The 20,545-nt window shown below is 66.9% G+C and carries 17 protein-coding genes; 12 read left to right on the top strand and 5 right to left on the bottom strand.

The genetic code is table 11. The annotated features are described in order from the left end of the window. Nucleotides 1–3 precede the first annotated feature (3 nt). Nucleotides 4–1,170, bottom strand: a complete 1,167-nt coding sequence (gene coxB, locus KYX69_RS10135; RefSeq protein WP_300496733.1) for a cytochrome c oxidase subunit II — start codon at nucleotides 1,168–1,170, stop codon at nucleotides 4–6. Nucleotides 1,171–1,374: 204 nt separating this feature from the next. Between coxB and pyrE the strand changes: the two genes are divergently transcribed. The 8 genes from pyrE to KYX69_RS10095 all read left to right on the top strand — a co-directional run bounded on the left by pyrE (nucleotide 1,375) and on the right by KYX69_RS10095 (nucleotide 8,912). After that, nucleotides 1,375–1,959 (top strand): orotate phosphoribosyltransferase, encoded by a 585-nt coding sequence (pyrE, locus tag KYX69_RS10130; protein ID WP_300496731.1) that lies wholly within the window; start codon nucleotides 1,375–1,377, stop codon nucleotides 1,957–1,959. After that, nucleotides 1,956–3,029 carry a serine hydrolase gene (locus tag KYX69_RS10125; RefSeq protein ID WP_300496730.1) on the top strand — a complete coding sequence of 358 codons (1,074 nt, stop codon included), beginning with the start codon at nucleotides 1,956–1,958 and terminating at the stop codon, nucleotides 3,027–3,029. Before pyrE ends, KYX69_RS10125 begins: the two co-directional genes overlap by 4 nt. Continuing rightward, a complete protein-coding gene (locus KYX69_RS10120) occupies nucleotides 3,029–3,757 on the top strand; it encodes a pyridoxine 5'-phosphate synthase (RefSeq protein ID WP_300496728.1) in 729 nt (242 codons plus the stop codon). The genes KYX69_RS10125 and KYX69_RS10120 overlap by 1 nt, the downstream gene beginning before the upstream one ends. 97 nt (nucleotides 3,758–3,854) lie before the next feature. After that, the gene (acpS, locus tag KYX69_RS10115) at nucleotides 3,855–4,265 is read left to right on the top strand and encodes a holo-ACP synthase (protein ID WP_300496726.1); all 411 of its coding nucleotides are present in this window, start codon (nucleotides 3,855–3,857) and stop codon (nucleotides 4,263–4,265) included. Between the two features lie 10 nt (nucleotides 4,266–4,275). After that, the gene (lepB, locus tag KYX69_RS10110) at nucleotides 4,276–5,145 is read left to right on the top strand and encodes a signal peptidase I (protein ID WP_300496724.1); all 870 of its coding nucleotides are present in this window, start codon (nucleotides 4,276–4,278) and stop codon (nucleotides 5,143–5,145) included. A 4-nt stretch (nucleotides 5,146–5,149) separates the two neighbouring features. Next, on the top strand, nucleotides 5,150–6,241 hold the full coding sequence (locus KYX69_RS10105) for an AI-2E family transporter (RefSeq protein WP_300496721.1): 1,092 nt from the start codon (nucleotides 5,150–5,152) through the stop codon (nucleotides 6,239–6,241). Continuing rightward, a complete protein-coding gene (maiA, locus tag KYX69_RS10100) occupies nucleotides 6,238–6,876 on the top strand; it encodes a maleylacetoacetate isomerase (RefSeq protein ID WP_300496719.1) in 639 nt (212 codons plus the stop codon). Before KYX69_RS10105 ends, maiA begins: the two co-directional genes overlap by 4 nt. Next, nucleotides 6,873–8,912, top strand: coding sequence for a TonB-dependent receptor (locus tag KYX69_RS10095; protein ID WP_300496716.1), 2,040 nt, complete (start codon nucleotides 6,873–6,875; stop codon nucleotides 8,910–8,912). Before maiA ends, KYX69_RS10095 begins: the two co-directional genes overlap by 4 nt. Here KYX69_RS10095 and KYX69_RS10090 read toward each other — a convergent pair. Further along, nucleotides 8,897–9,988 carry a glycosyltransferase gene (locus KYX69_RS10090; RefSeq protein WP_300496715.1) on the bottom strand — a complete coding sequence of 364 codons (1,092 nt, stop codon included), beginning with the start codon at nucleotides 9,986–9,988 and terminating at the stop codon, nucleotides 8,897–8,899. The genes KYX69_RS10095 and KYX69_RS10090 overlap by 16 nt on opposite strands. A gap of 174 nt (nucleotides 9,989–10,162) precedes the next feature. Here KYX69_RS10090 and KYX69_RS10085 point away from each other — a divergent pair, with 174 nt between their 5' ends. Genes KYX69_RS10085 through KYX69_RS10075 form a run of 3 tightly spaced genes read left to right on the top strand, consistent with a single transcriptional unit; the run spans nucleotide 10,163 to nucleotide 12,822 of the window. Continuing rightward, a complete protein-coding gene (locus KYX69_RS10085) occupies nucleotides 10,163–11,092 on the top strand; it encodes a hypothetical protein (protein ID WP_300496713.1) in 930 nt (309 codons plus the stop codon). Then, a complete protein-coding gene (locus KYX69_RS10080; RefSeq protein WP_300496710.1) occupies nucleotides 11,089–11,634 on the top strand; it encodes a DUF2141 domain-containing protein in 546 nt (181 codons plus the stop codon). The genes KYX69_RS10085 and KYX69_RS10080 overlap by 4 nt, the downstream gene beginning before the upstream one ends. Before the next feature lie 6 nt (nucleotides 11,635–11,640). Next, complete coding sequence (locus tag KYX69_RS10075) at nucleotides 11,641–12,822, top strand: glycosyltransferase (RefSeq protein WP_300496707.1); 1,182 nt, start codon at nucleotides 11,641–11,643, stop codon at nucleotides 12,820–12,822. Here KYX69_RS10075 and KYX69_RS10070 read toward each other — a convergent pair. Beyond that, complete coding sequence (locus tag KYX69_RS10070; protein ID WP_300496705.1) at nucleotides 12,812–14,347, bottom strand: hypothetical protein; 1,536 nt, start codon at nucleotides 14,345–14,347, stop codon at nucleotides 12,812–12,814. The genes KYX69_RS10075 and KYX69_RS10070 overlap by 11 nt on opposite strands. A gap of 86 nt (nucleotides 14,348–14,433) precedes the next feature. Further along, a complete protein-coding gene (locus tag KYX69_RS10065; RefSeq protein ID WP_300496703.1) occupies nucleotides 14,434–16,089 on the bottom strand; it encodes a hypothetical protein in 1,656 nt (551 codons plus the stop codon). Between the two features lie 111 nt (nucleotides 16,090–16,200). On the opposite strand from KYX69_RS10065, the gene KYX69_RS10060 reads away from it, so the two are divergent. After that, entirely contained in the window at nucleotides 16,201–17,823 is a 1,623-nt protein-coding gene (locus KYX69_RS10060) for an alkaline phosphatase (RefSeq protein WP_300496701.1), read from the top strand. A 36-nt stretch (nucleotides 17,824–17,859) separates the two neighbouring features. Here the strand turns inward: KYX69_RS10060 and pepN are convergent, their stop codons facing one another. Continuing rightward, the gene (pepN, locus tag KYX69_RS10055) at nucleotides 17,860–20,472 is read right to left on the bottom strand and encodes an aminopeptidase N (RefSeq protein ID WP_300496699.1); all 2,613 of its coding nucleotides are present in this window, start codon (nucleotides 20,470–20,472) and stop codon (nucleotides 17,860–17,862) included. Between the last annotated feature and the right edge of the window lie 73 nt (nucleotides 20,473–20,545).

Here is a 20,545-nt window from a genome sequence, read left to right as displayed (position 1 = left end):
GGCTTACTGGTCCGTGTTGCCGGTGGCGGCTTGATTGGTGGTGGCGCCGGTTTCGGTCGCCTCGACGGTCGCATTGCCGGTGGCGACGATGGCGTTGGCCGGGGTCGCGGTGTCGTCGGCGGCGTCGCTGCCCGGCTGCGCCGGAGCGGCGGCCGAGGGCTTGGCGGCCGACGGCATCGTGCCGCCCTTGGCCGCGACCCACTGCGCGAACACGGCCGGCTCGACCGCCTCGACCACGATCGGCATGTACGCGTGACGCGCACCGCACAGTTCGCTGCACTGGCCGAAGTAAACGCCAGGCTTGTCGACGGTGAAGCTGGTTTCGTTGAGGCGACCGGGGATGGCGTCCATCTTGATCCAGAATGCCGGGACCGCCCAGCTGTGGATCACGTCATTGGCGGTCGCGATCAGGCGGATCGGGGTGCCGACCGGCACGACGATGCGGTTGTCGACCGCGAGCAGGCGCGGACCATCGACATCGGTGCGGAAGCGCTGACCGGCCTGAACTTCGCTCTTTTCCTTGAGCATGTTGGCGGTGATCGAAATGCCGCCATGGTCGGGATACTCATACGACCAATACCATTGGTTGCCGATCGCCTTGATCGTCACAGCATTGTCGGGCGCCGGCTTGAACTGCTTGGCGAGCAGCGCGATCGACGGCCATGCGATGAAGGCGAGGATCAGCACCGGCACCGCGGTCCAGATGATCTCGATCAGCGTGTTGTGGCTGGTCTTCGACGGGACCGGGTTGGCCTTGCGGCGATAGCGGACGATCGTCCACGCCAGCAGGATCAGCACGAAGATCGAGATCGCGGTGATGATCGGCAGCAGGATGTTGTTGTGGAAACCGGCCGCGCTCTCGCCCAGCTTGGTCGCCTGCGGCTGAATACCGAGCTTGCCGTCGACCGGCATGCCGACGCCCGCGACCGGCCCGTTCTTGTGCGTGCCGTCGGGGTTGAGCGTCGGATCAGCAACCTTCGCTTCCGCGGGAGCAGCCGTCGCGGCCTGCTCGACCGGGCTACCCGGCGCGGGAGCCGCGGCCGGAGTCGCCACCGTCACCGGCGCGGGCGCTTCGGGCGCCGCTGCGGCCGGTGCCTGAGCCTGGGCCATGCCCCCGGCGAGCGCGAGGCCCGCAGCCAGCACGATCGCCTTCAATCCATGCATGCGCATCGTCTCAATAAACCCCTGTCCTTCTGGCCCCTGTGCGGGGGCGCCGGCTTTGCCGGTCGCGCGGACGCAATTCGCCCGTCGAGGCTGGCCTATAGCACCTCGCGCGTCCGCCTCAAGCGTGTCGACTGCTCTTTTTGATACCGTAGTTGCGGGGGGACCGCCCGAACCCTAGATGCCCGGCGACAACAACAGCGGGGTGGACGCGTGACCGAAGACGAGGTGCTGGGCGAATTCCGGGCGGCAGAGGCGCTGCTGGAAGGGCATTTCATCCTGTCGTCGGGGCTGCGCAGCCCGCGTTACCTGCAATGCGCGCGCGTGCTGATGAACCCGCGCCGCGCCGCGCGACTGGCCGAGGCGGTAGCGGCGAACATCCCCGCCGAGCTGCGTTCGCGGATCACCGCCGTTGTCTCCCCCGCAATGGGTGGGGTGATTGCGGGACAGGAAGTCGCCCGCGCGCTCGATGTCGATGCGATGTTCGTCGAACGCCCCACCGGCATTTTCGAACTGCGGCGCGGCTTTCGCTTGGCGCCCGGGCAACAGGTGCTGATGATGGAAGACGTCGTCACCACCGGGCTCTCCAGTCGTGAGGCGATCAAGGCGATTGCCGAAGCCGGCGGCGAGGTGATCGCAGCGGCTTCGCTGGTCGATCGGTCGAACGGCACCGCCGATCTGGGCGTCCCGTTCTTTCCGCTGATCCGACTCGACGTGCCGAGCTACGCGGCGGACGCGCTCCCCCCCGAGCTGGCGGCGATCCCGGCGATCAAGCCGGGCAGCCGGGCGGCGGCGTGAACGCTGCGCTTGCAGCTCTGCTGATGCAGGCAACCGCGGTGCAAACCGCGCCGCCGGTCGATGAGCGCGCGCTCGCTAAATTGGTCGAGGATCCGGCGTTCAGCGGCGATATCCAGATTGCCGACCCGGAGGGCGGCGGCTGGGGCTATGTCGGCTTGCTCCCACAGCCCTTTCGCGGTGGTGATGATGGCGCGACGTGGCGCTGGGCATCGGTGACCAAGCAGGTTGTCGCGGTGTTGGTGATGCAGGAAGTCGCCAAGGGCCGGATCGACCTTGATCGCCCGATCGCCACCTATCTGCCCAAGTTCCGCAGCGCGAATGCCGCTACGGTGACGGTGCGCCAATTGCTGCAGCATCGCTCGGGTTTGCCTAATCCCGACGACAGCCCGGCGGGAACGAGCGGTTTCCCATCCTATTATCAGCCGGGCTATACCGGGAGCCGCGATCCGCTGACCGGCTATTGCGCGGGGCCGGTCAAGGGGACGCCGGGGGGAAACTGGTCCTACAATAATTGCGACTATCTGGTGCTCGGCGCGCTGCTTGAGGCGGTGACCGGCAAGAGCTGGGCAACGCTCGTCGACGAACGCATCGCCAAGCCGCTCGAGATCGACTTTCTTGCCGCTTATCCGGGGGAAGCGTTTACGCGGATGGGCACGATCGATGGCAAGCCCGAGCCGGCGATCGACCTCGCCAGCTATGGTGCTGCGGCAGGGCTGTATGGCTCGACCGACGCGCTGGCGAAATTCGACATTGCGCTGATGGAGGGGAGGCTGATCCCGCCGGATGCGCTGGCAACGCTTTGGCAGGGCGATCCCGCGCTCGGCTATATGGCGCTCGGCCAATGGGTGTTCGAAGCACCGCTCAAGGGGTGCGCCAAGCCGGTGCGGATCGTCGAGCGACGCGGTGGCGTGGGGGGAATCGAGGTTCGCAACTTCATCCTGCCGGACATTCGTCGCGTGGTGATCGTCTTTTCGGACCGCGCCCCCTTTGCCTTTGGTGAAGTGTGGCAGGGCGCGGGTTTCTCGCACGACCTGTTGAGCGCCGCCGCGTGCGGCAAGGGGACCAAGTAATGACCGGCCATCTGCGCCTTGGCGTGAACATCGACCATGTCGCCACCGTGCGCAATGCGCGCGGCAGCGGCTATCCCGATCCGGTGCGGGCGGCATTGTTGGCGGCGGAGGCCGGGGCGGACGGGATCACGGCGCATTTGCGCGAGGACCGGCGGCATATCACCGATGACGACATCGCGCGGCTCGCGGCGGAGCTGACGATTCCCCTCAACCTGGAAATGGCGGCGACCGACGAAATGCTCGCCATCGCGCTGCGCCACCGCCCGCACGCCGCGTGCATCGTGCCTGAACGGCGCGAGGAGCGCACGACCGAAGGCGGGCTGGACGCGGCGGGGCAGCATAATGTGCTCGCGCCAATGGTCAGCGAGCTCAAGGGCGCGAACATCCGCGTGTCGCTGTTCATCGAACCCGATCCGGCGCAGATCGAAGCGGCGATCCGGCTGGGCGCGCCGGTGGTCGAGCTGCACACCGGGCGCTATTGCGAGCTGGAAGGCGAAGCGCAGACCGCCGAGCTGCGCCGCATCGCCGACGCGGCGGCGCTGGCCGCGAAGAACGGGATCGAGGTGCATGCCGGGCATGGCCTGACCTTCGACAATGTCGTGCCGATCGCGGCGATTCCGCAGCTGGCGGAGCTGAATATCGGGCATTTCCTGATTGGCGAGGCAATTTTCGACGGGCTGGCCCCGGTGGTCAGGCGGATGCGCGATCTGATGGATGCGGCGCGGTGAGCGGGTCGTTCGTCCCCCCGGCGGAGGCGGGGGCCGCTCGCAGCACCGGACACGCCTGCAACATGGCGGCCCCGGCCTTCGCCGGGGCGACGATCTTATGATCATCGGCATCGGATCCGATCTCTGCAACATCGAGCGGATCCAGTCGTCGCTCGACCGGTTCGGCATGCGGTTCGAACAGCGCGTGTTCACCGAGGTCGAGCTGCGCAAGGCGGCGCGGCGGCCGATGGGCTATGCCGCAACGCTCGCGAAACGTTTTGCTGCCAAAGAGGCTTTTTCGAAGGCGGTCGGGACCGGTTTCAAGTCTGGCGTGTTCATGCGCGATATCGGCGTGGTCAATGCGCCGTCGGGCGCGCCGACGCTGGCGCTGGCCGGGGGTGCCAAGGCGCGGCTTGACGCGATGACGCCCGCGGGACACGTGGTGAAGGTGCATCTGACGCTGACCGACGACCATCCCTGGGCACAGGCGCTGGTGGTGATCGAGGCGCTGCCCGTGGCGGGCGAGTAAGAGAGACGGGATGGCCGAAAAACTGGCATTGGCGAGCGAGAGCGAAGAGACGCGCAGCGGCACCGATTGGTGGGGCGAGGCGCGCGGTATCTTTTGGCTGGTGCTCGCCGTGCTCGGCTTTCACAGCCTGGCCGCCAAGCCATTCTACATTCCGTCGGAGTCGATGATGCCGTCGCTACTGGTCGGGGACCGGCTGGTGGTGAGCAAATATCCCTATGGATACAGCTATGTCACCCCGACCTTTCACATCCTGCCATTCGTGCAGGGGCGCCTGTTCGGCAGCCTGCCGGAACGCGGCGACATTGTCATCGTCAGCCATCCCGTGGTGCGAACCGACTATATCAAGCGGGTGATCGGCCTGCCCGGCGACCTGATCGAGATGCATGGCGGCATCCTGTATCTCAACGGCCGACCGGTGCAGCGCGAGAAGCTGGGCCTGCGGGCGCTCAAGGTCGATGGCAACCTGACCTGCGACCCGCGCCACTATCCCGACGCGCTGGCGCGCGACGCGGCTGGTGCGCGCGTCTGCAATGTCGAGATCGTCCGCGAGACCCTGCCCAACGGCGTCAGCTATGACACCATCGACATCGGCCTGACCAGCGCCGATAATTTTTCCCCGATCCGCGTCCCGACCGGCCATGTGTGGCTGATGGGTGACAATCGCGACAACAGCGCGGACAGCCGCGCGCCCGCGATGAGTGCGAAGGGTGAGTCCGAGGGATTGGGCGGGCCGGTGCCGATCGAGAATATCGGTGGGCGCGCCGAGTTCATCACCTTCAGCCTGGATGGCAGCGCAAACTGGAACCCGCTCACCTGGTTCGGATCGTTCCGGTCGGGCCGCGCGGGCACGTCGCTGCATCCCGATAGCGCGGCACAGTAAGCCGATGGCGAGCGCCGCCGAGGAGGACGTGAGCGTCACCCAGACGCCCGGCCCGAACGAGATGCGCGATCCGGTGATGCGCGCGGAGATGCGCCGCGCATCGGTGTGGTTCGGACTCGCCGCCGCCGCCGCGCTGATCGTGCTGCTGATCCAGCCTTTGCTGCTCATCTTCGCCGGGCTGGTCGTCGCGTCGATGCTGGATGGCGGGGCGCGGTTGATCCGGCGCGCAGTGCCGATCCCGCGTGGCCTCGCGCTGACCATCGTGGTGATCGGCGTCGTCGCGTTCATCGGTGGCGTCATCTACCTGACCGGGGTCGAGATCGTGGCGCAGGCCGAGCAATTGCGGATCACGCTGGAAACGCAGGCGATGCGGATCAGCGGGTGGCTGAGCGACCTGGGCCTGATGCCGCAGGCGTCCGACCTGAGCGGGCTGGCCAAGGAGGCGCTGGGATCGGTCGGGCGGCTGACATCGTTCATCGGCGGCGCGATCGGCGCGATTGCCAGCTTCATCATGATCCTCGTCATCGGCCTGTTCGTGGCGATGGAGCCACGCCTTTATGAGCGCGGACTGCAATGGATGGTGCCGATGGCGTCGCGCGACCAGTTCGCGATCACGCTGGCGCGGATGGCGCGGACGATGCGCGTGCTGCTCGCCGGGCGGTTGCTGGGCATGGTGTTCGAAGGGATCGTGACCTGGATCCTGCTGTCGATCGCGGGCGTACCCATGGCGCTGCTGCTCGGCATCCTGACCGGCATGCTCGCCTTCATCCCCAATATCGGGGCGTTCATCTCGGGCGTGCTGATGGTCGCGGTCGGCTTCAGCGCCGGGCAGAGCGAGGGGCTGTGGGCGATCGCGATCTATTTCGGGGTGCAGACGTTCGACGGCTATGTGCTGTTGCCGCTGGTGGCGAAGCGCACGGTCGACATGCCGCCGGCACTGACCGTGTCGTCGCAGATTCTGATGAGCACCCTGTTCGGCTTTCTCGGCCTGGCGCTCGCCGATCCGATCGTGGCGATGATCAAGGTGGCGCTGGAACGGCGGTCGGAACAGGCGATTGAAGCGGGCTATGGTGCCGACGAGGGTGAGCTGACGTGATTCTGTACGATTATTTCCGCTCAAGCGCCGCCTATCGCGTGCGCATCGCGCTGAACCTCAAGGGCGTGAGCTATGAACGGCGCGAGGTGCATCTGGTGCAGGGAGCGCAGCGTAGCGAGGCGCATCTGGCGCGCAACCCGCAGGGATTCGTCCCCGCGCTGGAGATTGGCGAGGGCCGCATCCTGACGCAGAGCCTGGCGATCATCGAATGGCTGGATGCGACCTATCCGGAACCGCGGCTGATCCCGGCCGACCCGATCGCGCGCGCCGATGCGATGGCGCAGGCGCTGGTGATCGCGGCCGATATCCACCCGCTCAACAATCTGCGTGTGCTGCGCGCGCTCGAGTCGCGCTTCGGTGCGGATGAGGCGGTGAAGGGCGACTGGTATCGCCACTGGATTATCGAAGGCTTCACCGCGCTGGAGGCGCTAGCGGCGGCCAAGGCCGGCGACGGGCCTTTTCTGGGCGGAACCGCGCCGGGGATCGCGGACGTGATGCTGGTGCCCCAGATGTATAATGCGCGGCGGTTCGACACGCCGCTCGATGCGTTCCCGACCTTGCGCGCCGCCGATGCCGCCGCTTGCGCGCTGGAGGCCTTTGCCGCCGCCAGCCCCGAGCGGGCGAAGCCGGCATGAGGGGCGCGGCCCCGCTGCTCCTCCTTACCCTGCCCTTGCCAGTCGCCGCACAGGAGATTGTGATCGTCGGACAGGGGCTGGACGCACCGCCGGGTGAAGCCGCGCTGGCGACGGTCGAGATCGACCGCGAACGGCTGACCGACAGTGCCAGCGGGCGGCTGGAGGATGTGCTGCGCGATGTCGCCGGGGCGGCGCAGTTCCGCCGCGCCGATTCGCGCTCATCGCACCCGACCGCACAGGGGATCAGCCTGCGCGGGCTCGGCGGCAACGCGTCGAGCCGGGCGCTGCTGCTGCTCGACGGGGTGCCGCAGGCCGATCCGTTCGGCGGCTGGGTCCCCTTCCCCGCCATGCTGCCGCAACGGCTGGGCGGGGTGCGCGTGACGCGCGGCGGCGGCAGCGGCTATCACGGTGCGGGTGCACTGGCCGGGACGGTCGAGCTGTTCAGCGCTGACGCGCAAACGCTGGGGCCGGTCGCGCTGACCGGCTTCTTCGGCAGCCGCGAGTCGGTCGATCTGGTCGCAACCGGCGGCGCGCGCCTGGGCGCGGGGGAAGTGACCGGGGCGGTGCAGTTCGCGCGCGGCGATGGGTTCGTACCGATTATCGAGGGCCAGCGCGGCGCAGCGGACCGTGCCGCGCCCTATGAACAGGCGAGCATCGCTCTGCGCGGCGTCGCGCCGTTGACGGCGGGGATCGAGCTGCAGGCGAACCTGTCGGCCTTTTCCGATCAGCGTGATCGCGGGACCGATTTTACCCCGGTGAACAGCCGCGGGGCGGATGCCAGCCTGCGCCTGATCGGCAACGGGCGCTGGCGCTGGGCGGCGACCGGCTGGCTCCAGCATCGCGATTTCGCCACCGGCTTTGCCAGCGTGAATGCGACGCGCACTGCCGCGAGCCCGACGCTGGACCAGCATGTGCCGGCGACCGGCACCGGGCTGCGCGTCGAGATCGAGCCACCATTGGGCAGCGGATGGACGCTGCGCACCGGCGGCGATCTGCGCATGGTGAGCGGGCGGACCAACGAGCTCTACAGCTTTGTGGCGGGTGCGCCGACGCGCCGCCGCGTGGCGGGGGGTGAGAGCAACACCGCCGGGCTGTTCGCCGATCTGAGCCTGGAGCGCGGCGCGCTTACGCTGACGGCGGGCGGACGCGCCGATCGCTGGACGATCCGCGACGGGCGCTTGTTCGAGGCGCTGTTGACCGGCGGCGCGCCGCTGACCGACAGCCGCGCGCCGAATCGCACCGGGTGGGAAGGCAGCGCGCGGCTTGCCGCTGCGTTGCGGGCCAGCGACGCCATCGAGCTGCGAGGCGCGGCCTATAGCGGCTGGCACTTGCCGACCCTCAACGAGCTCTACCGCCCGTTCCGCGCGGGGACGGATGCGACCGCCGCCAACCCCCAGCTTGCGCCGGAGCGGCTGCGGGGGGTGGAGGTCGGGGTCGACTTGACCCCCGCCGACGGCTTCACGCTGCGCACCACTGCCTTTCTCAACCGACTCGACAATGCGATCGGCAACGTCACTTTGGGCAGCGGGCCGGGGACCTTTCCCGGCGTCGGTTTCGTCGCAGCGGGCGGCGTCTATCGCGTGCGGCAGAATCTGGACGCCATCGAGTCGCGGGGGATCGAGGCCGATCTGACGTGGCAGGCCGGGCCGTGGCGCGCGGGCGCGTCCTGGGCCTATACCGATGCGCGGGTGGAGGCGTCGGGCAGCGCCGCGCCGCTGAACGGACGGCGCCCGGCGCAGACTGCGCCGCATCAGCTCTCCGCCCATATCGGCTATAGCGGCGATCGGCTGAGCGTTTCGGGAACGGCGCGCTATGTCGCGGCGCAGTTCGAGGACGACCTCAACGTGCGCGCGCTGGCCGATGCACTCACGTTCGACGCCGTGATTCGCGTACCGGTGGCGAAGGGTTTCGCGGTCGAGGCACGGGGTGAGAATCTGACCGATGCGCGGATCGAAACTGGCGTGAGCGGGACGGGCATAGTCGAGCGCGCGAGTCCCCGCACGTTGTGGATCGGCTTGAGCTACCGCCCGCGCTGAGCGACCAGGCGATCGAACAACTCCAGATACGCCCCGATCGGCTCCGGCCCCTCTTCGACCAGCGGTTCGGGCCGCTGCCGTCCCGGCGTCAGCCAGTGGTTGAGCGCACCGACCAGCCGTGCGCGATCGCCAGGTGGGACGACCGAGCCGCGCGAAGCGCAGTTGATCAGTTCATGAATTGCAACGCTCGAATCGGTCGCCACGATCGGCGTGCCGGCGGCCAGTGCCTCGCGCACCACACCCGGCACGCCTTCGAATTCGGACGTGAGCGCCACGACATCGGCGCGCGCGATCACGGGAAGCGGATCGGGAGCATGGCCCGGCATCGCCACGCGGTCGGACAGGCCGAGCCGCTCGACCAGCCGTTCGAGCTGTTCGCGCTCCTCGCCTTCGCCCAGGATCAGCAGCTTGACGTCGGGGTCGGCAAGGCGCGGCATCGCGGCGATCAGCCGTTCCCATTTCTTCTGGGGAGCGAGCCGTCCAACGCCCAGGATGAAGCGCCCGTCCGGCATGGGCGGCAGCGGCGCGCCGGGGATCGGCACGGCCGGCGGGTTGGGGATGACCACGACGCGGGCGGGATCGATGCGCATCTCGCGCACCGCCTCTTCGCCCGTGGCCGGAGTCATGGCGACGATTGCATCCAAAAACGACGGATGCATGCGCAGCCACAGCGCATAGCCAAACCCCACTGCGCGGGGCAGATCGGGGCGGATCAACGTGTTGGAGACCTGCGCCGCCATGGGCGGGCACGCCTGGCCCAACCGCCGCTTCAGCCAAAAGGCGGCGGCGGTATAGTGATTACCGGGACAGAAGATCGCGTCAGGACGCACTTCGCGCACGATATCAGCGATGCCGAACATCGCCCGATAGCGCGCATCGCCAAGCTCACGCACCTCGACATTGGGCGGAATTTCGTGCGCCAGCGCGCCGCGCGCATCGCCGATCACCAGCGTCACGCGCCGCCCGGCTTCGGCCCAGCCGTTCGCCATGCGCATCATCGCACGCTCGACCCCGCCCCCTTTCAGGGTCTGGGCAAAGCTCAGGATATGGGTGGCGGAGTGATTTGGTTGGGGCATGGGCTTGCAGCGTGCCTTGTTAAAGCCCAAATCACCCCGCGTTGAAACCATAATCTCGGGTCATTTCACCCCCACTTGCATAGCGGCCACCTTTCCGAGACATGTTGCACCTTCACCGGGGTACGAGCAGGGGTTGCCTGATTGGCTGATGTGGAACCGCCAGGAGCGCAATCCTTGACGACCGATACGCTTCCCGGTGCCGCGCCCAAGCCGGTCGTCGCGGAACTCGCCGAACTCGAACCGATCGCCAAGATCCGGCGGCGTTGGCCGACCTGGCTCGGCGCGGTGCTGTCGGTCCTGATGGTGGTCGGGATCGGGCACGAGCTGCTGGACCAGGGACTGGCGGGGCTGACCCGCACCGCCCCGGCGAGCTGGCTGTTCTACCTGATCTTTGTCCTGCGCTACATGGTCGGGCCGACCTTCGACTTCATCATCTATCGCAAGCTATGGAATATTCCGTGGTCGGGCATGATCGCGCTCAACCGCAAGCGGATCGCGAACGACGTCGTGCTCGGCTATTCGGGCGAGGCCTATTTCTATGCCTGGGCGCGACAGCGGACCAAGATGGTCGCGGCCCCATTTGGTGCGGTGAAGGACGTGTCGATCCTGTCCGCACTGGCGGGCAATGCGATCACGCTGCTGCTGGTGGCCATCGCGCTGCCGCTGGCGACCGACATGCTGAGCCCGGCAGAGTTCAAGACCGGCCTGATCTCGGCAGCCGTGGTGCTTGGCATGTCGTTGCCCTTCCTGCTGCTCTCGCGCCGCGTCTTTTCGCTCGGCCGCAAGGAGCTGTGGGAAGTGTTCGGCATCCATGTCGCGCGCCTGCTTGCCGATTCGCTCTTGATCGCGGTGGCCTGGGCGGTGGCGCTGCCCGGCGTGGGTTTTGGCACCTGGGTTCTGCTCGCCGCCGCGCGCATGCTCGTTTCACGCCTGCCGCTGATCCCCAGCCAGGAAGTGGTGTTTGCCAGTTTTGCGATTTTGCTGATCGGCCGCGGCGACGCGCTGACCGAGATGCTGTCGTTCATGGCAGCGCTCACTTTGCTGTTCCATGCTATCCTGATCGCAGGATTCGGCCTGCTTGGTTTGTTTAGGAAGGATCTATGACCACCCCCCGTTTCGCCCGCCGCGCCGCCCCGCTTTCGCTCGCTCTGATCGCTGCGGTCGCCTGGCCCAATGCTGCATCGGCGCAGGCCGCGATCGGTGAGGATGCCGCCGCGTGCGCTGCGGGCGACGTGCCCGCGCTGCGCGTCAATGTGCAGGGAATCAAGGACCGGACCGGGCGGCTCAAGCTGGAACTCTACCCCGCGGTCGAGGGCGATTATCTGCGCGACGACCATGTGCTGGTGAAGGAAGGCAAGCTGTTCCACCGCAGCTTCGCCCCCACGCCCAAGTCGGGCAACATCGTGCTGTGCATCAAGGCGCCGCGCCCGGGCCGCTATGCGCTGTTCCTGACCCATGACCGCGATGGCGCGAACAAGTTCAACATCTGGAAGGACGGGGCCGGCGTGCCCAGCAACCGCAAGCTGGGGCGCAGCAAGCCCAAGCTGGCCGATGGGATCGTCACGGTCGGCGCGAGCGCGACGCCGATCACGATCAAGTTGCAATATGTGCGGGGCCTGTCCGGCTTTTCACCCAGCGGAAGCTGAACACCGGTGCGGATCGTCGACGTCAACGAATATTATTCGCCGACTGGCGGCGGCGTCCGCACCTATCTCGACCGCAAGGTGCGGATCATGGCGGAGCTTGGCCATGAGCTGATCGTCATCGCGCCGTTCCATGAGGACCGGATTGAGGATCGCGCAGATGGCGGGCGCATCTATTGGGTCAAATCGCCTCCGCTGATCCTCGACCGCAATTACTGGCTGTTCAACGAGCCCGAAGCGGTCACAAGGCTGCTCGACCAGATCAAGCCGGACGTGGTGGAGAACAGCTCGCCCTGGCGGCCCGCCTGGTTCATCGGCGACTGGCAGGGTGATGCGCTGAAGATCTTCTTCGCGCATAACGACAATATGGGCGCCTATCCGCACCGCTGGCTGGAGGGGGTCGCCAGCCCCGAACGGATCGAGCGGATTTTCGGTTGGTACACCCGCTACATGGACAAGTTCCTGGGCAAATATGATGCGTTCGTGACCAACGGTCCGGCGCTGGCGAAGCGCTACAGCGCGCGCGGGCTGCGCGTCGACGCCGCGATGCCGCTGGGGATCGACCGCAACCATTTCTCGCCCAGCCTGCGCGACGAAGCGCTGCGTGCATCGATGCTCGCGCAGCTCGACCTGCCGCCGGAGGGGCATTTGCTGATCGGCTTGGGCCGCCACCACAAGGAAAAGCGCTGGCCGCTGGTGATCGACGCAGTGCAGGCGGCCGGCGCAGAGGTGCCGGTCGGCCTGATGCTGTTGGGTCAGGGCCCGCAGAGCGAGGCGCTGGAACGGCAGATCGGCGGCAACCGCCATATCCGCCTGTTCCGCCCGGTCTATGACCGCGACCGGTTCAGCCGCATTCTCGCCAGCGCCGACGCCTTTATCCACGGGTCGGATCAGGAGCCATTCGGATTGGTGGCAAGCGAGGCGCTGGCGAGCGGCCTGCCGCTGATCGTGCCGGACGAGGGCGGTTGTGCCGAGGTCGCGGACCCCGCCTTTGCCGAAACCTATCGCGCACGCGACACCCGCTCCTGCGCCGGTGCCATTCAGCGGCTGTTCGCACGCGATCAGGTGACGCTGCGTGCGGCGGCGCGGCAGGCGGCCGGCGAAGTGCTGTCCGATCGCGACCATGCGATCGCATTGGTCGAGCTCTATTCGCGCTGGCTGGCCGAACCGCCGCGCGGCGTCAGGGTTTGACGGGCGCGAACACCTCCGGGCGGCAGGCGCTGAGATCGACGGGCCAGGCTTCGCGCTTCTGGCGATAGATAACGCGCGTGCGGTCGCGCGTCGCCACGCACAGGACTGGGCGATAGCGTTCGGCAATCACGCGGTGCAGCAATGCGCGCGTCTCGCGATTGCCGAGCGCATAAGCGGGAAAGGTATCGACGATGGCGTCCGGGTTCGCGTCGAGGATCCGGCGCGTCTCGACCAGCGGATCGACCCCGAGCGCGCGCGGATTATTCTCATCCTGCGTATTCAGATGCCCCGGAAACGACCAACGCGACGGCAGCGGCGACCCGGTCAGCAGGTACAGGCCGGGATAGCCGTTATAGACAAAGATGACGCCGCGATCCGGCTTTGCCGCCGCAGCGACCGCGCGCATTGCCGCGTCGCCACCCTTCATCGCAGCCAACTGAATCTGCACGACCTGTCCTGCGATCAGCGCCAGTGCGGCGATTGCGGCACCCAGTCGGGGCCTGGCATCCAGTGCCGGCGCCAGCAGCACGCATAGCGGGGCGAGGAGCGGGATTGCGTAGTGCGGAGCGCTGAAGCGCCAGTAGAGCAGCACACCAAGCACGGATGCGACCAGCCAGAGGCGCACCATTTGCCCATCGGGTCGCACCATCTTATCCCGTATTGCGCGGTGACCCACGACCGCCACCACGCCCAGCGGCAGAAACAGCGCACTCAGCTCGACCAGCTTGAACAGCTGGACGAGGGACGAGCCGTTTTCCTTATACGCGTTGGAGCTGAAATTGGCGAAGATGAAGGCGTCGGCCTCTCCCACACCCCAGTAATAGAGCAGGACCAGCGCGGTCGGAAGCAGTGCCAGCGCGACCATGACGGTGGCAAAGGCGACGAGCCGGCCCCACGCCATGCGCTGCGTCCACGCCAGCCACAGAAAGGCGAGGCCGAAGAACATGCCTTCGAACACCACGGTATATTTGATCTGCAACGCGAGCCCGATTAGCAGCAGCGCGAGCGCCCCGCGCGGCACCAGCCGGTCGGGTGCGCGCAGCGCCGCGAACAACTGCCACGCCGCGCCGATCACTAGCAGATTGTAGAAGACCGGGGTCTGCCCGCCCTCCCCCTCCATCAGGTTGAGCCAGAGGATGTAGAGCGCAGCGGCAAGGCCCGCGCCGAAGCGCTCGGCCCGCTGGCGCGCGAGCAGGTAGATCAGCCACGCCGTCGCGATCACGAACAGCGTGGCGACCAGCTTGTACTGAACGAACCCCTCCCCGCCGAGCCAGCGGATACCGGCATAGATCAGGAAAATGCCGATCGGCTTGCGGTCGAAGATGTCGACATAGGGCAGTTCGCCCTGAACCATGCGATCCCCGACGAGCAGGTAGAATTGCTCGTCAAAGCCCAGTGCCGGATTGCCATAGGTAATGAAGCGCACCGCGACTGCGAGCAGTGCTAGCAGTGCCAGCACCATCCGGTCCGACTGCATGAACCCAACCGGCGCGGTCGCCGCGCGCGAAACCTGGCTGACCGCCACCCTGAACCTTTCCCGACCTGCCGCGACCGGCGGCGCTCGCCCTTCCCCGATTGCCACCCGCCTGACAAGAGGCGGGCGGCGCGGGCTCATACTGCGTCGGGATAGACCGGGCGGATATCGACGGGGATCGCCGACATCGACGCGATTACACGCTTGGCCGGATCGTCGAGCACCGCCCATTTCGCCATGAACGCCTTGGTCCCGGCGTAATCGCCCTTGTGCTGTAACACGATCATGTCGCGCAGCAGGTCACGCAGCGCGGCTTCAAACTTGGCGTTGTCGATGCGGTAGCGGCCGGTGTTCTCGTCCCAGACGAACGCGCCCTTCGCTTTCATATAGCCATATTGCATCGCCGCGCCGCGCCCGTGCGCTTCCTCGATCCCGAAGCGCATCGAGCGGAAGGTGCCGGCGAGGTAGGTGGCGAACAGCTGCGATTTTTCCGCCGCGGGGATTTCGCCCTTGTCCATCATGAACAGGATGTTCCACGCGCCCATGACGTCGGCCTTGGCCTCCTCCAACGCAGAGGCCTGATCCTTCAGCGCCTCGCTCACCGTCGTCTTCTTGCCCGCAACCGTGATCGTCCCCGGCCCCAGGCTGTGCGACAGCTCGTGGAACAGCGTGCCGAGCTGCATATATTTCTTCACCACCAGCTTCGACTGGTCGGGGACCAGCACCAGCGGGGCCATGGGCGCGAGGATGCGGTCGTACTTCGCGCCGAGCACGTTTGACAGGATCACCTTCTTCGCACCCTTCGCCTCGCGCACGCGCTCATCATTGGGCAGGTTGAAGGCGATGGTCTGAACGCCGGGGACATTGTCGCCGCCGCCGCGGATCTGCTCCGCCACCGCGATCGGCGATTCAAAGCCGCGCTGGAAGTTCTTCATCGCGTCGTCGACCGGAAGGTTCGCCTCCATGTCGCGCAGATAGCGCTTATATTTGTCGAGCGCGGCGGACTCCTTGGGGTCCTTGAGCGTCACGAAGCTTTCGAACGCGGTTTTCTGCCCGTGGAGACGGTCGGTATAGACTTCGTAGGGCCCGATCGCGACTTCGATGGGCGTGTCCTTGAGGTCCATCCAGGCGAGTTCCGACTCGTAATACTCGTCGGTCAGGAACGCCTTCGCCCGCAGCGACAGGAATTTCTTGAGGCTGGGGTTGGTGGTGATCGCCGCCGCCTTTTCAAGCAACGCCGCCGCCTTGGTCAGTTCGGGCTTGTAGGCGACCGAATAGGGGATCGCCTTGAGCTTCGCCCCGTCGCGCACGACCACGGTGTAGGGGCTGGTGAGCGCCGCCTTTTCCCCCGGATTGGCGGCGAGATAGGCGTCGAACGCCTCGCGCGTCAGGTCGGTCGGGTAGAAGCCCGCACCCTCGGGCATCGACCCGCTACCCCAGAAAGCACGCTTGTCGGCGAGTTCGTCCCACGGGCCGAAATAGCGGTCGACCATCTCCAGCTTAAGCGCGTCGCCCTCCTTGGCGACCGCGGCGCGCGTCTGTCGCCAGTTCGCGTCGCGCTGGGCGCGGTAGATGTCCGACATGACGTTCGACGCCCGGATCAGCAGATTGACCACCTGCCGCTCCTCGGCGGTCAAGAAGCTGGTGTCGGTCTGCATCTGGATGACCGCGAGCTTTGCCTTTTGCGCGGCGAGGTCATAGCCTTCGCCCTGCGCGACGGTCTGATTACCCTCGGGCGTGCCGCCACAGGCGGTAGTGGCGAGAAGCAGGGCGGCGAGCGCGAGTTTGCGCATAAGGTCACTCCGGATACGATCAGCTAAAGGCTGGTCTAGACCCGCGAAGATGAACTGTCACGAACCGGACATGCACGCGCGCCAAGGGACGGCATCCACGGGAGACCCGCCATGACAGTTCGCATCGACCGCCGCTCGCTGATCCTCACCGGCACCTTGGGCCTTGGCGCCTATGCGATCCCCGGCTTTGCCGCGCAGGGCCCGAACTGGATCGTCGATGGATTTACGCACAATGTCGCGAGCGGCGAGCCGTCGGCGACGTCGATGCTGCTGTGGACGCGCTATGTCGCCAAGGGGGATACGGCGAAGCTGCGGGTCGAGGTGTCGGCGAGCGCAGACTTCGCCAAGATCGTGGCCAGCGGCGAGGCGATCACCGGTCCGTGGCGCGACTGGACGACCAAGATCACTGTCACAGGCCTTCAGCCCGGAACGCGCTATTTCTACCGCTTCGTCGCGCCCGATGGCAGCTTCTCGCCGGTCGGGCGGACCAAGACGCTGCCGCAGGGCAGCGCTGCCCGCTTCGGCATCGCGGTCTTCTCCTGCTCCAACCTGCCCTTTGGCTATTTCAACGCCTATGGCCACGCCGCCGCGCGCGACGATATCGATCTCGCCGTCCATCTTGGCGACTATATCTACGAATATCAGAAGGGTGGTTACGCCCCCGCGTCGGGTGCGGTCGACGGCCGCTGGCCGTTGCCCGATGGCGAGATCATCCACCTCGCCGATTATCGCCTGCGTTACGCCAGCTATCGCGCCGACCCGGACCTTGCCGCGCTCCACGCCGCCAAGCCGATGATCGTGCAGTGGGATGACCATGAAACGACCAATGACAGCTGGGAAGGCGGCGCGCAGAACCACCAGGCGAACGAAGGTGAATGGAGCATCCGCAAGGCGGCGGCGTTCCAGGCGTGGCGCGAATGGATGCCGGTGTCGGACGAGCCGTGGAAATCCTACACGATCGGATCGCTGGCGACCCTGTTCCGCACCGAAACCCGCGTGATCGGCCGGACCAAGCCCCGCGAAGCCGCCGCGCTGTTCATGGCTCCGGATTCCGCCGCCGCCATCGCCGCCTTCCGCGACGGTCCGTGGCAGGACAAGGCGATGACCATGATGGGCTGGGAACAAGAAGCCTGGCTCGCGCAGGAAATGGCGCGGTCGGTCAAGGCCGGCACGCGCTGGCAGATGGTCGGGTTCGGCACGATCATGGGCAAGACCGTGACTCCGCGTGAGGCCATGAGCTGGATCGCGCCCGACGCGCCGGAACGCGCCAAGCGTTATGTGCAGGCGGGTGTCGCGCTCAGCGCCGCCGGGCTGCCGATGAACTTCGACAATTGGGGCGGCTATCCGGCGGCCCGCGCGCGGTTTCTGTCGTCGGCACAGGCAATGGGCGCGAACCTCGTCGTGCTGGCCGGGGACAGCCACAATGCCTGGGCCTATGACCTGGCTCAGGACGGCAAGCCTGCGGGTGTCGAATTCGCCGGCCAGTCGGTCAGCTCGCCCGGCTATGAAGGGTCGCTCAAGATCGATCCCAAGGTCGTGGCGCGGGCATTGGTCGGCGCCAATCCCGAGCTCAAATGGTGCGATACGTCGAACCGCGGTTACATGGCGGTGACGGTAACGCCGAACAGCGTGCGCAACGACTGGATGTTCGTCGATACCGTGTTGACGCCGAGCAAGACCGCGCGGATCGGGCATAGCGCCACGGTGGCGCGCGGGCGTAACGTGATGGCCTGACAGCCACGATCCTCCCCCTTACGGGGTAGGATCGGGTTACCCCTCCAGGCTCTTGCTCACCTGCTCGGTCATGTCCTTGCTCAGCCCCGGCTGGGCAAGGATGCGTTCCAGTTCGGCGCGCATCTTGGCGGCGCGCGCGGCGTCGAAGCGGCGCCAGCGGCCGAGCGGGGGGACGAGCTTTGCCGCGGTCTGCGGGTTGAGCTTGTCCAGCGCGATCAGCTGATCCGCGACGAAGCGATAGCCGCCGCCATCGACACCGTGGAAGGCGCGCTGATTGACCGCGAACGCGCCCACCAAAGCGCGGGCACGGTTGGGGTTGGCGAGGGTGAAGTCCGGGTGCTGCGCCAGCTCCTGTACTGCGACCAGCGTGTCGGGCCGGGTCGACAGCGCCTGAGTCTGGAACCATTTGTCGAGCACGAGGCTATTGTCGCGATAGCGCTGGTAGAAGATGTCGAGCGCCGCGACGCGCCGCGCGTCGGCGGCGTCGGCGGTGAGGTTGGCGAGCGCCATCAGCCCGCCCTGCCGGTCGGTCATATTGTCCGCCGCCTCGAACTGCGCGAACGCCAGTTCCGGCCCGTCCGCCGCGCCGCTGGCGTTGATATAGCCGAGCGCGACCGACTTGACGCGCCGCGCGCCCTTGCCCGCCGGGGAATATTCGAAGCGGTTGGCGCGCACGCCCTCATACAGGCTGCGCCATTGCGGCTCGAGCGCACGGCCGAGGTCGCGGCGCAACGCCTCGCGCTTCTGAAAGATCAGCTCGGGATCGACCACCGCGAGCTGATCGCCGATGAAGCTGTCCGAAGGGAGCAGCACCGCTTCGGCGACGAAGGCCGGGTCGAGCGCGGGATCGGCGAGCGTGTTCGCCACAGCTGCGATCACCGGGGCGTGATCGACATGCCCCTTGGTCACCGCGCCGACCAGCGTGTCGAGCATCAGCTGCTGCATCGCCTCATAGCGGGCGAAAGGATCGTCATCATGCGCCGAGAGGAAGGCGAGGTCGGCGGCGCTGCGGTTGGTGTCGACGATCAGCGGCGCCGAAAAGCCGCGATTGACCGAGAGCACGGGGCGCTCGGTCACGCCTTCGAAGGCGATCTGTGTCTCGGCAGCATCGAGCAGCACCAGCCGTTCGTCGGCGAGCGGCGCGGCGCTGTCGCTGCCGAACAATTTGATTCGCAGCGGCAGCAGCATCGGCTGCTTGACCGGCTGGCCCGGGGTCGGCGGCACGCTCTGGCGCAGGGTCAACGTGGCGCGCGCGCTGTCCGCTTCATGCTCGAGGCTGGCCGAAACACGCGGGGTACCGGCCTGCGAATACCAAAGGCGGAACTGGGTCAGATCGACGCCGCTCGCTTCCTCCATGCACGCGACGAAATCCTCGCACGTCGCCGCCGTGCCGTCGAACCGGTCGAAATACAGGTCGCTGCCCGCGCGGAACTTCTGCGTGCCCAGGATCGTGGCGATCATGCGGATCACCTCAGCCCCCTTGTTGTAGATGGTCGCGGTATAGAAGTTGCTGATCTCGATATAGTCGTCCGGGCGCACCGGGTGGGCCAAGGGTCCGGCATCCTCAGGGAACTGCGCGGCGCGCAGGCCGCGAACATCCTCGATCCGCTTGACCGCAGCCGATCCCTGATCGGCCGAGAAACACTGGTCGCGATAGACGGTGAAGCCTTCCTTGAGAGAAAGCTGGAACCAGTCGCGGCAGGTGACGCGATTGCCCGACCAGTTGTGGAAATATTCGTGCGCGACCACGGCGGCGACCGCGTCATAGTCGTAATCGGTCGCGGTATCGGGGTCGGCGAGGATGTAGCGGCTGTTGAAGATGTTCAGCCCCTTATTCTCCATCGCGCCGAAGTTGAAATCATCAACCGCGACGATGTTGAACACGTCGAGGTCATATTCGCGGCCATAGACGCGTTCGTCCCACGCCATGCTGAGCTTGAGCGCGTGGAGCGCGTGATCGGTCTTCGCCAGGTCCTTTTCGCGGACCCAGATGGCGAGCTGGACTTCACGCCCGCTGGCGGTGGTGAAGGTCGCGCGGTTGGCGGCGAGATCGCCCGCGACCAGCGCGAACAGATAGCTCGGCTTGGGGAAGGGGTCGTGCCATTCCGCCCAGTGCTTGCCGCCTTCGCCCTCGCCCTGCGCCACCGGGTCGCCATTGGCGAGCAGCACCGGATAGCGCGCCTTGTCCGCCGTCATGCGCACGCGGTAGCGCGAGAGCACGTCGGGGCGGTCGGGGAAGAAGGTGATGCGGCGGAACCCCTCCGCCTCGCACTGGGTGCACAGATTGCCGCCCGAGGCGTAGAGGCCCATCAACTGGCTGTTGCGATCGGGGACGATCTCGACCTCGGTCTCGATCACATGAGCGTCGCCACTCAGGTCGATCACCAGCGTCAGGCCGTCCATCTCCCAAACCGCTTCACCGCCATCGACCCGCACCGCGAGCGGGGCCAGCGCGTCGCCGTCGAGCCGCAGCGGGCGATCATGCGCGCCGTTGCGCGTCACCGACAGGCGCGCACGGACGCGAGTTCCGCCCGGCGCCAGGTCGAAATCGAGGTCGATGTCGGGCACCAGCCAGTCGGGCTGCGCATAGTCCGCACGGCGGATCACACGGGATTGCAGGGCGGGCGTGGCGTCGAGTGCGTCGATCATCTGTGGGCCTTTACGCGCGAGCAGAGGGTGCCGCACGCGAAGAAATTCGATTGCGGTGTATCGCCGGAATGCT

Source organism: Sphingomonas sp., assembly GCF_030145815.1.
Classification (GTDB): domain Bacteria; phylum Pseudomonadota; class Alphaproteobacteria; order Sphingomonadales; family Sphingomonadaceae; genus Sphingomonas.
The sequence above is the reverse complement of the archived record's forward strand: the minus strand, read 5'-3'. Positions and strand labels throughout refer to the sequence as shown.